The organism is Sphingobium xenophagum (genome assembly GCF_031457465.1).
Classification (GTDB): domain Bacteria; phylum Pseudomonadota; class Alphaproteobacteria; order Sphingomonadales; family Sphingomonadaceae; genus Sphingobium; species Sphingobium xenophagum_A.
Genome location: NZ_JAVDWV010000001.1, coordinates 163,280 through 177,231, shown reverse-complemented (window position 1 = coordinate 177,231; position 13,952 = coordinate 163,280). Strand labels below are relative to the sequence as shown.

Below are 13,952 nucleotides of genomic sequence, written 5' to 3'. Positions count from 1 at the left end.
TGTCGCGTCCTCCTATGCTTGCGGCAGCATGATCAGCCCTCTTTCCTTCCCCGCCGCCGATCCCCATAGAGATTAGCCATGACCGACAGCCTGCCCCCCGCCATCGCCATACGCAACCTCACCAAAGTCTATAAGGGCGGCAAGCGCGCGCTCGACGGGATCAACCTGTCGATCCCGCGCGGCCAGATTTACGGGCTGCTCGGCCCCAATGGCGCGGGCAAGTCGACCACCATCAATATATTGGCGGGCATGGTGAACAAGACCGAAGGGTCGGTCAGCATCTGGGGCTTCGACATCGACGTCAATCCGCGCAATGCGAAGAACAGCATCGGCATCGTACCGCAGGAAATCGTGTTCGACCCCTTCTTCACCCCGTTCGAGACGCTGGAAAATCAGGCGGGCTTCTATGGCGTGCCCAAGGACAAACGCCGGTCGATGGAATTGCTGCGCGCCGTCCATCTGGAGGACAAGGCCAACGCCTATGCCCGCACCCTGTCGGGCGGCATGAAACGCCGCCTGCTGGTGGCCAAGGCGATGGTGCATAGCCCGCCGATCCTGGTGCTGGACGAGCCGACCGCAGGCGTGGACGTGCAACTGCGCCAGCAGCTTTGGGAATATGTCCGCGAACTGAACGCCCTGGGCGTGACGATCGTGCTGACGACCCATTATCTCGAAGAAGCCGAGCAGCTATGCGACCGCATCGGCATCATCAACCATGGCAAGGTCATCACCGACAAGCCCACCCGCGAGCTGCTGGCGATGGCCCAGGAAAAGGTGGTTCAGGTCACGGTCGACCGCGACGTGACCCTGGTGCCGGATGCCCCCTGCTTCGAAAAGATCGAACTGACAGGCGAGCGCACGCTGACCATCACCTACCTCAAGGACCGCGCCAATGCGGGGCAAGTGCTGAGCGCCGTGCAGGCGAGCGGGCTGGCGATCGTCGATGTGGTGACCCGCGACCCGGACCTGGAAGATGTGTTCCTGAATTTGACGGCGGCGGCGTGATGGATGAGACCCCTCTTGTTCCCCCTCCCGCAAGCGGGAGGGGGCTAGGGGGTGGGCCAGCGCAACCTTTCAAACGACGTGAAACAAACCGCGCAAAAAGCCTCCGCAACGCCGCCCCGACACCCGAACGCTTATTGTGGCAACAGCTACGCAATCGAAAACTTGGCTATAAATTCAGCCGCCAGATGCCGGTCGGCCCTTATTTTGCCGACTTCCTATGCCGTGAAGTCAAGCTCATTATCGAACTCGACGGCGAAAGTCATAATCACACGGTTGAGTATGACACGCGGCGGGACGATTATTGCCATTCCCAAGGCTATCAAATCTTGCGCTTTTCCAATGCCGATGTGATGGGAAATCTCGAAGGCGTCGTAACGCACATCCAAACCACCCTTGCGCAGGCCCACCCCCGGCCCCTCCCGCAAGCGGGAGGGGAGCAGAAGTAAAAATGCCCATCACCAGCTACGACGTCGTCATCATCGGTTCGGGCGCTGCGGGCCTTACGGCCGCCATTAACCTGGCGCAGGACCGCAAGGTGCTGGTGCTGGCCAAGGGCGCGCTGGATGGCGGGTCGACCAACTGGGCCCAGGGCGGTATTGCAGCGGTACTCGATGCGGGTGACAGTTTCGAGGCGCATGTCCATGACACGATGGTTGCGGGCGCGGGCCTCAACGATCGCGCCACGGTCGAGTTCGTGGTGTCCGAAGCGCCCGCCGCCATCGACCGGCTGGCGGCATTGGGCGTGCCGTTCAACGGCGGCGAGGAATTTGGCGAACGCTGGCACTTGACGCGCGAGGGCGGGCATAGCCACCGTCGCATCATCCATGTCGATGACGCGACCGGCCATGCGGTCCAGGTTGCCCTGCTCAAGGCCGCACGGGCCAACCCCAACATCACGTTGATGGAGGATATGGTCGCGATCGACCTCATCACCTCCCGCCATGGCGAACGCTATTCGGGGGCTGGCCATGTCTGGGGCGTCTATGCGTTCAACAGGCGGACGGGGCGGGTCGATGCGCTGCTCGGTCGTGCGACGATCCTATGCACCGGCGGCGCGGGGCGCACTTATCTCTTCTCCACTGCGCCGCGCGGCGCGACCGGAGATGGCATCGCCATGGCCTGGCGCGCGGGATGCCGCGTGTCGAACATGGAGATGAACCAGTTTCACCCCACCTGCCTCTATAATCTGGAGGTCAAGAATTTCCTGATCACCGAAGCGGTGCGCGGCGAAGGCGGGCATTTGAAGCTCCCCCCCGGCGTGCCTGGCGGCGGCGAGCGCTTCATGCCGCGCTTCGACCCGCGCGAGGAACTGGCTCCGCGCGACATCGTGGCCCGCGCCATCGACCATGAGATCAAGCGCCTCGGCCTCGACTATGTCCATCTCGACATCAGCCACAAAGAGCCGGAGTTCGTGAAGCATCACTTCCCGACCATCTATGCGCGGTTGCTGGACCTCGACATCGACATCACCAAGGAGCCGATCCCGGTGGTGCCCGCGCAACATTATACCTGCGGCGGGGTGGTGATCGACCTAGATGGCCGCACCGACCTGCCCGGCCTCTATGCGGCGGGCGAAGTCAGCGAAAGCGGCCTGCACGGGGCCAACCGCCTCGCGTCCAACTCGCTGCTCGAATGTTTCGTGTTCGGCGAAGCGGCGGCCAAGCATATCCGCGCAAACTGGGACGATCTGCCCGCCCCGCCGCCGATCCGCCCATGGGACGAAAGCCGCGTCACCAATGGCGACGAGGAAGTCATCGTCCAGCATAACTGGAAGGAAATCCGCCGCTTCATGTGGGATTATGTCGGCATCGTCCGCACCACCAAACGGCTGGAGCGGGCGCAGCATCGCATCGACCTGCTGGCGCGGGAAGTGGACGATTATTACGGCAATTTCCGTGTCACGCCCGACCTGATCGAATTGCGCAACCTGCTGGAAGTCGCGCGGCTGGTGGTGCGATCGGCCCTCCATCGCAAGGAAAGCCGCGGCCTCCATTATACGCTCGATTATCCCGACATGCTGGAGGCGGCGATCGACACGGTGTTGGCCCCGTAAAAAAATGGCGCGGTCGTCGGGGGACGCCGCGCCTTGAGGGGGAGGGGGAACATGCTGAAAGCCTGTCCGGGATCTTCGCTATACGGCCCGGCCCGATCACCGGCTTTGACGCTCGTCAAATGCGCTTCAAAAAATCGCCCAGAGCAGAGTGGAAGCGCGCGGGTTGATCCGCCATCAGCATATGGCCGCTGGGACCGATGGCGCGAAGCAGCGCATCCTTCTTGGGCGCATAGGCGGCGCGGAAGCGGCTGGCGATGGCGGCGGCCTGTTCGCGATCCGATCCGATTGCATAGACGACCTCCAGCGGAACGGTCAGGCGCGGCAATTGCGGGCCAAGATCGGTGTTGGCCAGATCGCGCAGCGCCTGGGCAATGACATCGGGATCGCTGCCCTTGGCCCCCGACGTCTGCGCCACCATCTGCCCCAGATAGCGCCGCCCCGCCGCCGTGCCGGTCAGATAGCCACCAATCTGGTCGGCCAAATAGCCAAGACCGCTCGCCGTGCCACCGACCATGGCGGCACCAGCGGGCAGCATGTCGACCACCATGACCCGGCTCGCCAGCCCCTTGAGGCCCAGCAGCATGGCCAGCGTGCCGCCCATCGAATGGCCGACGATCGCGGGACGCTTCAATCCCGTGGCGCTGGCATAGCGCGCAATTTCGTCGGCGATCGGCTGGAGGAGAGCATCGCTACCTGCATTGGCCTCCGCTGCCAGCCCGGCAAAGCCGCGCACATGGGCCAGGTGAAAGCGATAGCCGGGAACCGCCGCCAGCACGCCGTTCCAGATGCCGGGGCCGCTGGCGAGGCCGGGGATGAGCAGCACATCGCGCCCCGTGCCACGCACCGTCACGGCGATCCGGCGCGAGGCAAAGGGTGCGGCCGACGCGACGCCCGCCTGGATCAGCCCGCCGGTCGCCATCGCGCCCAGCAGCCAGGCACGCCTGTTCATAAGTCTCTGTGTCATCCGCCCGCTATTGCCCTCCCGTCGCTGAACCACAACTGAGCAATGATACCAATGATCAAAGGGTTGCGCCGTTCAGACTCCTTACATCCCATTTGTGGAATCATTCACCGCATCGCTCTTGCTCGCAATAGCAGCGGCCGCCCCTATGTTGGTTCAGAGTGCGGGGAATATATGACATCGAATGACAACCGGGGCGGGGTCGCGCGTCTGGTCCTTTTGGTTATGGCCCTGTCGGCCTGTGTAAGCGCACCCGATCCGCGTCCGGCGCAAGCGGCGGCGAGCGCGCCTCAGACATCGCGCCCGGCGACCAATAGCTGGCCCATCCGCCAGGCCCCCCAGCAGCCCCTGCCCTATCGCGCCGTCAATCAGAATGACGCCCCGTCACCCGCCTTGGTCAGCGTCATTCGCAATCTGGGACAGAGCTTTAACGGCAAGGTCGGCATTGCCGTCCGCCGGGTCGATGCCGACTGGACCGTCGCCTGGAACGGCAACGCCCTGTTCCCGCAGCAGAGCGTATCAAAACTGTGGGTAGCGCTGACATTCCTCGACGCCGTCGACCGGGGCAAATTGCGTCTGACAGACACGACCACGATCACGAAAAACGACCTGACCCTGTTCCATCAACCATCGGCTGCGATGGTGAAGGCGGGCGGCTGGACCACCAGCTATTCCGACCTGATGCGCCGGGCCATGACGCAGAGCGACAATACCGCCAACGACGCCCTGTTGCGCGCCGTCGGCGGGCCGGAAGCGGTACGCAGCTATCTGGCGCGGCGGATGATCAAGGATGTTCGCTTCGGCCCCGGCGAGCGATTACTGCAATCGGCGACGGCGGGCCTTGACTGGCGGCAGGATTATTCGGTCGGGCGCAATTTCTACACGGCGCGCGCCCAACTGCCGATGGCAGCGCGGGTCAAGGCGCTCGACAATTATCTCGCCAATCCACCAGACGGTGCCGCCCCTACCGCCATCGTCGCGGCACTGGCGAAATTGAAGCAGGGCGATATGCTTTCGGCTGAATCCTCCCGTCTGTTGCTGTCCGTCATGGCGGAAGCAAAAACCGGACCGCAGCGGATCAAGGGCGGCGTGCCGCCGGGCTGGTCCTATCTACACAAGACCGGCACGGGCCAGGATCTCGCCCCGCGCTCGACCGGGTTTAACGACATCGGCATCATGACCGCGCCCGATGGCACCAGCTATGCCGTGGCCGTGCTGATCGGATCGACCACGGTGACCATCCCTGAACGCTGGGCGTTGATGCAGGCGGTGGCCAAGGCGGTCGCGGCGAACCATCAACGCTGATTATGATCGATCGGCAAGGGATGGTCTGTCTGTACTGTCGCGTGACAGGTTGGCTATAGTGCGCTTGCCGGTAGGGCAATGCCGATAGTCAACGCGATCCGCGGTGTCGCTGGGAGTGGACCTTCAGCAAACGACCAGAAGGAGAAACCACGATGGAGCCACAAACCCCCGTATGCAGATATTACTTCGGCGACCTCGTCGCCATGTAGGTGGCTCGGATCAAAATACCTACTCCGTACAATATTGGTAGCCCACCAAGCATTGTTATTAAAAAATAGACAAACCCGTTCTGGACACATGAGCTACCGCAATCACCGAGAAGATACAGCAGAAAGGCGAGGCTCATAACCAATGGGGCCAGCGTCCAAACTGCTCCGACTTTCCAAACACGATCTCTGGCGATGTCGCTCACAAGGCCGAAATAGATCGGTAAAAAGAAGTAAGCACCAGTCAAAAAATATCCTATCGGCATGCGCTAACTCTCGCCCATAAAGTTGCCGGTATTGCTTACCATATCGCGTCAGTATCATACATAGCTGCTGAGCGCTAAGCCGCCTGTCCACGACCCACCCTTGCCGTCATGCCGGGCTTGACCCGGCATCCATTGGCTCAACCGTTTGGCGTTACTGAGAGGGGGAGGCTCATGGACCCCGGATCAAGTCCGGGGTGACGACCTTTGGGAAGCATCCTCTTCCTACCCCTTCTCCCCGCTGGGGAGAAGGATATGCAGCCTTGGTACCGAAGGCGTTTAGGCGCAGGTTGATGAGGGACGTCAACGCTGAGGCAGCGCGACTCTCCGGTGGTTCGACACCCTCACCCAGCTACGACCAGGCAGCACGCTGCCAAGTCTGCGCAGCCCTCTCCCTCAAGGAAGAGGGGTAAGAAAGGCCGCCGGGTAATGGTTCGCTTCCGAATAGAGCGGTCACCGCGCGACTGGAGCGGGGCAGCGTTACCGGCTATCTCCTGCCGCATGACCCAGAATCACCTCTATCTCGTCGATGGCAGCGGCTATATCTTCCGTGCCTATCATCAGTTGCCGCCGCTCACCAACCAGCATGGCCAGCCGGTCGGCGCGGTCTATGGCTATACGACGATGTTGTGGAAACTGGCCGAGGAACTGGGCAAGGCGGAAGGGCCGACCCATATGGCGGTGATCCTGGACAAGGGGTCGCACACCTTCCGCAACGACATGTATGACCAGTATAAGGCGAACCGTCCGCCCGCGCCCGAAGACCTGGTCCCGCAATTCCCCATGATTCGCGACGCGACCCGCGCCTTCTCGCTGCCCTGTATCGAGGAGGCAGGCTATGAGGCGGACGATCTGATCGCGAGCTATACCAAGGCGGCGCTTGCGGCGGGATGGCATGTCACCATCGTCAGTTCCGACAAGGATCTGATGCAGTTGATCCAGCCCGGCGTCGACATGTACGACACGATGAAGAATGAGCGGCGCGGGGCCGACTATGTCGTCGGCAAGTTCGGGGTGCAGCCTGAGCAGTTGGGCGACGTCCTCGCGCTGATGGGCGACAGTGTGGACAATGTGCCAGGCGTGCCGGGCATCGGCCCCAAGACGGCAGCCAAGCTGATCATCGAACATGGCGGGCTGGAGGCGGCACTGAGCGCCGCGCCCACGATGAAGAAATCCAAGATGCAGGAAAATCTGATCGCCCATGCCGACATGGCGCGCCTGTCGCGGCGGTTGGTGGCGCTGCACGACAGCATGGACCTGCCCGAACCGCTCGAAGACCTCGCGCTGAAGGGCATTCCCAAGGAGCCGTTGCAGGATTTCCTGACACATCATGGGTTCAAGACGCTGCTCAATCGTCTGGGTGCGCCTGCGGCCGCTGTTGCAGTGGCGGCGGCTGCATCCGGCGTGCCCGAACCGATCGCGACCCCGGTTGCGCCACAAGCCCCGCCCATCGACCGCAGCCTCTACGAAACCGTGGTGAGCGAGGACGCGCTCGACCGCTGGATCGCGCAGGCGCGGGCCGAGGGGGTCGTCGCGGTGGATACCGAAACCGACATGCTCGATTGCGTGTCGTGCCAGTTGGTCGGCATCAGCTTGGCCACCGGCCCCAACCAGGCCTGCTATATTCCGATCGGCCATGGCGGGCGCGACATGTTCGCGGAAAAGCCGGTGCAGCTCGACAAAGCCCTGGTGCTGGCGAAGCTCAAGCCGCTTCTGGAGGATGATGCGGTCCTGAAAGTCGGCCAGAACCTCAAATATGACATGACCGTACTGCGCCGCCACGACATTGAGATCACGCCCTATGACGACACGATCGTCATGAGCTTCGACCTCGACGCCGGACAAAGCCTGTCGGGCCATGGCATGGATGAAGCCGCGCGGACGCATCTTGGCCATGAGTGCATCAGCTTCAAGGAAGTGGTCGGCACCGGCAAGAACCAGATCACGTTCGGCGAAGTGCCGCTGGACAAGGCGACCGCCTATGCCGCCGAGGATGCGGACGTGACGCTGCGGCTGTGGCGGCTGTTCAAGACGCGCTTAGCGAACGAGGGCGCGAACCGCGTCTATGAATTGGTTGACCGGCCACTGGTATCGGTGATCGCGCGGATGGAGCATCGCGGCATCAAGGTGGATCGCGAGCATCTGGCGCGGCTGTCGGGGGAATTTACCGCGGGCATCGCGGCGCTGGAAACGGAGATTCACGAATTGGCTGGGCAGCCCTTCGCGATCGGATCGACCCAGCAACTGGGCGCGATCCTGTTCGACAAGATGGGCTATAAGGGCGGCAAGAAGGGCAAGTCCGGGGCCTATTCGACCGACGTCACCATATTGGAGCAGTTGCAGGCGCAGGGCGCGCCGATCGCTGCCAAGATATTGGAATGGCGGCAATTGTCGAAGCTCAAATCCACCTATACCGATGCGTTGCAGGCGCAGATCAACCAGGATACCGGCCGCGTTCACACCAGCTATTCGCTGACCGGGGCACAGACCGGGCGACTGTCATCGACCGATCCGAACCTGCAGAATATCCCAATCCGCACCGAAGTCGGGCGGCAGATCCGCCATGCCTTCGTCGCCGAACCCGGCAATGTCATATTGGCGGCGGATTACAGCCAGATCGAATTACGGTTGGCCGCGCATATGGCCGATGTGCCAGCATTGCGCGATGCCTTTGCCGCGGGCGAGGATATTCACGCTGCGACCGCCAAGGAACTGTTTGGCGAGGTCAACCGCGACACGCGCGGGCGAGCCAAGACGATCAACTTCGCGATCCTCTATGGCATTTCGCGCTGGGGGCTGGCCGGGCGGCTGGAGATCAGCGCGGACGAGGCACAGGATATGATCGCCAAATATTATGAACGCTTCCCCGGCATCAGCATCTACATCAACGAAACGATCGAAAGGGCCCGCGCCTGCGGCTATACTGAAACGCTGTTCGGGCGGAAGACATGGTTCCCGCGTATCAAGGCATCGGTCCAGCATGAACGGCAAGGCGCCGAACGCGCCGCGATCAACGCGCCGATCCAGGGCACCAGCGCCGACATTATCAAGCGGGCGATGGCGCGCATGGAACCGGCGCTGGAAGATGCTGGGTTAGCGGGCGTGGAGATGCTGCTGCAGGTCCATGACGAACTGGTGTTCGAGGTGCCGGAGGGGGATGTCGAGGCAGCCAGCGCCGTCATTCGCAGCGTGATGGAGAGCGCCGCTGAACCGATCGTGAAACTGAGCGTGCCGCTGGGCGTAGAGATCGGCACGGGGCCGAGTTGGGGCGCGGCGCATTAACGGCCCGGTGTAACGCAGGAAAGAAGCAGCGATCCCCCGAAGGGTTGCAAAATCAGTCGGTTACTTCGGCATTCCAGGTGGGTATCCAGTGCCAAACGCCGCGACACTCCCCCATGCTGGTCGCTTCGACCAGGCGGAAGCGGGCGCCGTCCCAGACATAGGCCTCGCTGCCGCCGCAGTCGCCAATTCCCCGTCCCTTGGCAAAACTGTCGAGACGGGATTTTTCGGGGGCCCAGCCGACATTGACCAAAGTAGGATGCTTGTCGTCGCTGAGCCAGCCGGGCGCGGCGTCAAAAGGCGCGAAGCGGAATGTGCGGCGACCAGGCACGCCCGTCGCAATCACGGGAACCGAGGTGACATTATAAGCACCCGAACCGCAAGGGACGAGAACCAAGGTTTCCGTCTTGCTCAGCCGATGCAGTTCCGGGGTCTGGTCACTGCGCATCTCACCAGCGCACCCCGTAAAAGCGATGAGCTTGACCAGTTCCTCCCGCCACAAAGGCGCCGGGGCCGGGCCATTTGGTATGATCGCGCGGCGGATGACCGGAGCGGCCGGGGCGGGCTTGACGGCCATAGACCCCATCGGACCAGTTGCGACCAGCGCGGTCATCGTGCCCGCCCTGCCTTGTCGGGCATCCATATAGCGCAAAGCGGCACCGGAGCCTGCGAGCGACGGCCGACCCCATATTTTGTTACCACTACGCACTTCCATCGTGGTGCCGCGCGCCATTGCTATGGCGAGGGCGGAGGCTTGCGGTCCACGAACCTTGGCCTCTCCGTCACGGGCGCGAGCGGTCGCGATCTTGCGGCCTTCCACCAGAAAGCTGACATCGACGGCACCCCTGCCCTCACGACTGATCCAGACTTCAGCGGCAGCATCGGCTCCCGCGTCACGGGCGACGCCGATCATCAACGGTATCTCCGGCCAGTCAGCGCCATCGGGCATCAGCGCGACCGCTTCGCATCGGTTGCGATTGTCGCAGCCGATGGTCCAGTCCTTGTAAGTTTCAAGCGCGCCCGGCTTTGGCGCCTGCGCCAGACTATGCGACGATGCCAGCAGGGCCGCTAGTGCGGCTGCGGAAAGTGTCTTTGCCCCCATCAGTTAACCATAACCGATTTGGCGGTACGATGGTAGCATTTCCGTTACGATAGCAAAAGGACTGCCCCTTAGCGCAGGCTGAGCATCAGTCCGGCGAGCGCGGCGCTCATGAGGTTGGCGAGGCTCCCCGCCACCAGGGCCTTCAGCCCCAGCCGCGCGATCATCGGCCGCTGATTGGGCGCGAGGTTGCCGGTCACCGCCATCTGGATCGCGATCGAGCTGAAATTGGCGAAACCACATAGCGCGAAGGTGACGATGGCGATGGTCGCGGGCGACAGCGCACCCTGCACCTGGCCCAAATTGATATAGGCGACGAATTCGTTGAGCACGACCTTCGTCCCGAACAGGCCACCCGCAACCTGCGCCTCTTCCCAAGGGATGTTGAGCAGATACATGATCGGCGAGAAGACATAGCCAAGCAGCATCTGGAAGCTGAGGTCGGGATAGCCGAACCAGGCACCAATGCCGCCCAATATGCCGTTGGCAAGCGCCACCAGCGCGACGAAGGCCAGCACCATCGCGCCGACCGCAACGGCGAGCTTCACCCCGGTCTGCGCGCCCTGCGCGGCGGCCATGATGAGATTGGCGGGCTTTTCCTCGTCATGGCTGGCGACCGGCATGGGTTCACCCGGCGTGCCTTCAGGGAGCAGCGCGGCCGGGCCGACGCCGCTGATCCGCGTTTCGGGCAGCGGGACATCGGGCGTGTCGCCAAGCGGCAATTCGCCCTGCACGCCCAAGCGCGGGTCAGGCATCATGATCTTTGCCATCAGCAGCCCGCCGGGCGCGGCCATGAAGCTGGCGGCAAGCAGATAGTCGATACGGATGCCCATGGAGGCATAAGCCGCCAGGATCGTGCCGGCGACCCCAGCCATGCCGCTGGTCATGACCGTGAAGAGTTGCGACGGGGTGAGCGTGGCCAGATAGGGGCGGATCACCAGCGGGCTTTCGCTCTGCCCGACGAAGATGTTGGCGGCGGCGCAGAGGCTTTCGACCTTCGACACGCCCGTCACGGCTTCGATCGCGCCGCCGACCCAGCGGACGATGAACTGCATGACGCCCAAATAATAGAGGATCGACACCAGGCTGGCGAAGAAGATGATGACGGGCAGCGCGGCGATGGCGAAGCTAGCGCCGCCAATCTCAGGGCTGGCGAGCGGGCCGAAGATGAAGTCGGTGCCCGCCTGCGCATAGCCCAGCAGGTTCGACACGCCCTTCGACATGCCGCCGATGATGGCGCGACCGGCAGGCACATAGAGGACCAGCAGGGCGATCCCCGCCTGCAACAGAAAGGCCGCGCCGACGACGCGCGGCTTGATGGCGCGACGGTCGGACGAGAGGGCGAGGGCGACGGCAAGAATGAGCAGGATGCCGGCTAGGCCGATAAGAAGATGCATGAAGCGCTTTCGCGGCGGGAGGACAATCAGGCGCGACTATATGAGCGGGGCAGCGGCATGGCCAGCCGCTTTGCCATGCGCGTGGATCATAATAAATGAGATGCTATAGTTTTTTATCCAATTGCTTGGCATCATGCGCCACAAAGATGGATGCGAAGCGGGAGAGGCAGGACTATGGCGGAGACAGGCGCGGCAATGACGGCCGGGGCGGAATGGCGGCGTGCGCCGATCCTGCCCATCGCGGCGGGCCTTGGCTATGCGACAAGCGTCATCCATATCTATGGGCTTGGCCCCTATATCGAGCCGATCAGCCAATCCGTCGGCTGGTCGCGGACGCAGACCACCATCGGCCTGACGCTGGCGACATTGGTGCAGGCGCTGTTTTCGGTGCCGATCGGGCTGATGGTCGACCGGCTGGGACCGCGCCTGTTCGGGCTGGTCGGTGTGGTCCTTACCTGTGGCGCCTTTGCCATGTTGGGGACGGCGACCGGGGACAAGACCCAATGGCTGATGCTGTGGAGCCTGCTGGCCTTGGCGACATTGCCGGTGCAGGCGACGGTGTGGACCAGTGCGGTGGCGACCCGCTTTGCCGCGTCGCGGGGGCTGGCGTTTGCGGTGACGCTGTGTGGCGCATCACTGGCCGCCGCGCTGTTTCCATTGCTGGGCAGTTGGCTCATCGCACGCCATGGCTGGCAGGCAGCCGCGCCGATCCAGGCGGCGATCTGGGTTGCGATCGCCTTTCCGATGATCTTCCTTTTCTTTCGTGGCGCGCACGACCGGCGGGCGAAAGTCGCGTTGGCGGAACGGCCGGCGCTTGAGGGCGCGACGCTGGGCGAAGGGGTGCGCTCTTCCATCTATCATCGGTTGCTGCTGGCAAGCCTGCTCTTCACCTTCACCATCATCGCGCTCGTCGTGCATTTCGTGCCCATCCTGACCGATCGCGGCGCAGAGCGGATGGAGGCTGCGGGGATCGCGGCGCTGGTCGGTATCTTCTCGGTCATCGGACGGCTGGCGACAGGGCTGCTGCTCGATCGGTTTCGCGGGTCGATGGTGGGGGCGGTCGTGTTCCTGCTGCCGGCCATCGGCTGCCTGCTGTTGCTGATGGGCGGGGATAGCTGGGGGGCGCAGGCTGCGGCGGCCGCTATGGTCGGGCTGACATTGGGCGCGGAGGTCGATGTGATCGTGTATCTGACCACCCAGCATTTCGGCCTCAAGACCTTTGGGGGACTATATGGCGGGTTGCTGATGGCCTTGTCAGTCGGTACCGCGACCGGGCCGCTGGGGGCTTCGGCGCTTTATGACGCGACCGGCGGCTATGGCCCGTTCCTGTGGCTGACCATCGCGCTGATGGTGGCGAGCAGCCTGACATTGGCGAGCCTGCCGCGTCCGGCTTATGCGAACGGTAAGCCTCAGTCATGACGGGAATCATCATGACGCGACGTTTGCTTTTCCGACCAAGCTTGCATGAGGAGCAAACGTGTGACGACTATAGCAGATGCCCATGATCATGGCCTGATCCATGACCTGAGCCATATGAGCGTTCTGTCGCGCCAGGCAATCGGTCGGCGGCGCACTTTACGGCTCCTTTTGTCGGCGGGCGGTGCAGCGATGGTCAGTGCCTGCGGGAGCAGCGACGCCAGCGGCTCGGTGGAAACGACCAGTTCGACGACAACCACCACAAACACCACGACGACATCGACAACCGGAACGACCAGCACGTCCAGCGAAAGCTGCGTCACCGATCCGACCGAAACCAATGGACCATATCCGGCTGATGGGTCCAATAGCGTCAATGGCAGCGTGGTCAACGCTCTGGACGACAACGGTATCGTTCGCGCCGACATCCGTTCCAGTTTCGGCACGGCGTCCGGCACGGCTGCCGGGATTTACATGCAATTGACGATCACGGTCGTGAATGTGAACAGCGGCTGTGCGCCGTTGGCTGGTTATGCAGTCTATCTATGGCACTGTACGCGCGATGGCCAATATTCGCTATACGATATCCCTGGCGAGAATTATCTACGCGGTGTCGGCGTGACCGATGCCAACGGACAAGTGACTTTTATCAGCATCTTTCCAGGATGTTATGCTGGACGATACCCGCATATCCATTTCGAGGTCTATCCCAGCCTAGCGCGTGCGACGACCTACGCCAATCGCGTGCTGACGTCCCAGTTGGCGATGCCGACAGCGGCCTGTACCGCCGTCTACGCCACAAGCGGCTACACCAGCAGCAGAAGCAATTTCTCCAGCACGACGACAGCCAATGACAACGTGTTTGGCGACAACACGGCAGCGCAGATCGCAGCGATGACGCCCGCCATGACCGGCGACATCACCAACGGCTTTACCGGGTCAGTGACAGTCGGACTGGCCATCTGATG

General features: G+C 62.8%; 10 protein-coding genes. 7 read left to right on the top strand and 3 right to left on the bottom strand.

Features of this window, described 5'->3' with window-relative positions:
• Positions 1 to 78: 78 nt before the first annotated feature.
• The 3 genes from J2W40_RS00865 to nadB are packed head-to-tail and all read left to right on the top strand — an operon-like array spanning position 79 to position 3,058.
• Positions 79 to 1,005, top strand: coding sequence for an ABC transporter ATP-binding protein (locus J2W40_RS00865; RefSeq protein WP_310221187.1), 927 nt, complete (start codon positions 79 to 81; stop codon positions 1,003 to 1,005).
• Complete coding sequence (locus J2W40_RS00860; RefSeq protein ID WP_310221470.1) at positions 1,005 to 1,451, top strand: endonuclease domain-containing protein; 447 nt, start codon at positions 1,005 to 1,007, stop codon at positions 1,449 to 1,451. Before J2W40_RS00865 ends, J2W40_RS00860 begins: the two co-directional genes overlap by 1 nt.
• A 2-nt stretch (positions 1,452 to 1,453) precedes the next feature.
• Complete coding sequence (gene nadB / locus J2W40_RS00855; protein ID WP_310221185.1) at positions 1,454 to 3,058, top strand: L-aspartate oxidase; 1,605 nt, start codon at positions 1,454 to 1,456, stop codon at positions 3,056 to 3,058.
• Between the two features lie 115 nt (positions 3,059 to 3,173).
• Here the strand turns inward: nadB and J2W40_RS00850 are convergent, their stop codons facing one another.
• Positions 3,174 to 4,022, bottom strand: a complete 849-nt coding sequence (locus J2W40_RS00850) for an alpha/beta fold hydrolase (protein WP_310221183.1) — start codon at positions 4,020 to 4,022, stop codon at positions 3,174 to 3,176.
• Between the two features lie 171 nt (positions 4,023 to 4,193).
• On the opposite strand from J2W40_RS00850, the gene J2W40_RS00845 reads away from it, so the two are divergent.
• Entirely contained in the window at positions 4,194 to 5,324 is a 1,131-nt protein-coding gene (locus tag J2W40_RS00845; protein WP_310221181.1) for a serine hydrolase, read from the top strand.
• Between the two features lie 970 nt (positions 5,325 to 6,294).
• The gene (polA, locus tag J2W40_RS00840) at positions 6,295 to 9,075 is read left to right on the top strand and encodes a DNA polymerase I (protein WP_310221179.1); all 2,781 of its coding nucleotides are present in this window, start codon (positions 6,295 to 6,297) and stop codon (positions 9,073 to 9,075) included.
• A gap of 52 nt (positions 9,076 to 9,127) precedes the next feature.
• On the opposite strand, the gene J2W40_RS00835 is transcribed toward polA, so the two are convergent.
• Together J2W40_RS00835 and J2W40_RS00830 are read right to left on the bottom strand one after the other, a co-directional pair.
• Entirely contained in the window at positions 9,128 to 10,174 is a 1,047-nt protein-coding gene (locus tag J2W40_RS00835; RefSeq protein ID WP_310221177.1) for a DUF1176 domain-containing protein, read from the bottom strand.
• A gap of 68 nt (positions 10,175 to 10,242) precedes the next feature.
• Complete coding sequence (locus tag J2W40_RS00830) at positions 10,243 to 11,568, bottom strand: NupC/NupG family nucleoside CNT transporter (RefSeq protein WP_310221175.1); 1,326 nt, start codon at positions 11,566 to 11,568, stop codon at positions 10,243 to 10,245.
• 174 nt (positions 11,569 to 11,742) lie between these two features.
• Here J2W40_RS00830 and J2W40_RS00825 point away from each other — a divergent pair, with 174 nt between their 5' ends.
• Positions 11,743 to 12,987: an MFS transporter gene (locus J2W40_RS00825; RefSeq protein ID WP_310221174.1), complete on the top strand. Its 1,245-nt coding sequence runs from the start codon at positions 11,743 to 11,745 to the stop codon at positions 12,985 to 12,987.
• Positions 12,988 to 13,101: 114 nt separating this feature from the next.
• Complete coding sequence (locus tag J2W40_RS00820) at positions 13,102 to 13,950, top strand: intradiol ring-cleavage dioxygenase (protein ID WP_409050328.1); 849 nt, start codon at positions 13,102 to 13,104, stop codon at positions 13,948 to 13,950.
• The last annotated feature ends 2 nt before the right edge of the window (positions 13,951 to 13,952 follow it).

Bases quoted from the DNA above. Each gene is read 5' to 3' on its own strand.
- J2W40_RS00865 (WP_310221187.1), top strand. From the start codon at position 79: ATGACCGACAGCCTGCCCCCCGCCATCGCCATACGCAACCTCACCAAA.
- J2W40_RS00860 (WP_310221470.1), top strand. From the start codon at position 1,005: ATGGATGAGACCCCTCTTGTTCCCCCTCCCGCAAGCGGGAGGGGGCTA.
- nadB (WP_310221185.1), top strand. From the start codon at position 1,454: ATGCCCATCACCAGCTACGACGTCGTCATCATCGGTTCGGGCGCTGCG.
- J2W40_RS00850 (WP_310221183.1), bottom strand. From the start codon at position 4,022: ATGACACAGAGACTTATGAACAGGCGTGCCTGGCTGCTGGGCGCGATG.
- J2W40_RS00845 (WP_310221181.1), top strand. From the start codon at position 4,194: ATGACATCGAATGACAACCGGGGCGGGGTCGCGCGTCTGGTCCTTTTG.
- polA (WP_310221179.1), top strand. From the start codon at position 6,295: ATGACCCAGAATCACCTCTATCTCGTCGATGGCAGCGGCTATATCTTC.
- J2W40_RS00835 (WP_310221177.1), bottom strand. From the start codon at position 10,174: ATGGGGGCAAAGACACTTTCCGCAGCCGCACTAGCGGCCCTGCTGGCA.
- J2W40_RS00830 (WP_310221175.1), bottom strand. From the start codon at position 11,568: ATGCATCTTCTTATCGGCCTAGCCGGCATCCTGCTCATTCTTGCCGTC.
- J2W40_RS00825 (WP_310221174.1), top strand. From the start codon at position 11,743: ATGGCGGAGACAGGCGCGGCAATGACGGCCGGGGCGGAATGGCGGCGT.
- J2W40_RS00820 (WP_409050328.1), top strand. From the start codon at position 13,102: ATGAGCGTTCTGTCGCGCCAGGCAATCGGTCGGCGGCGCACTTTACGG.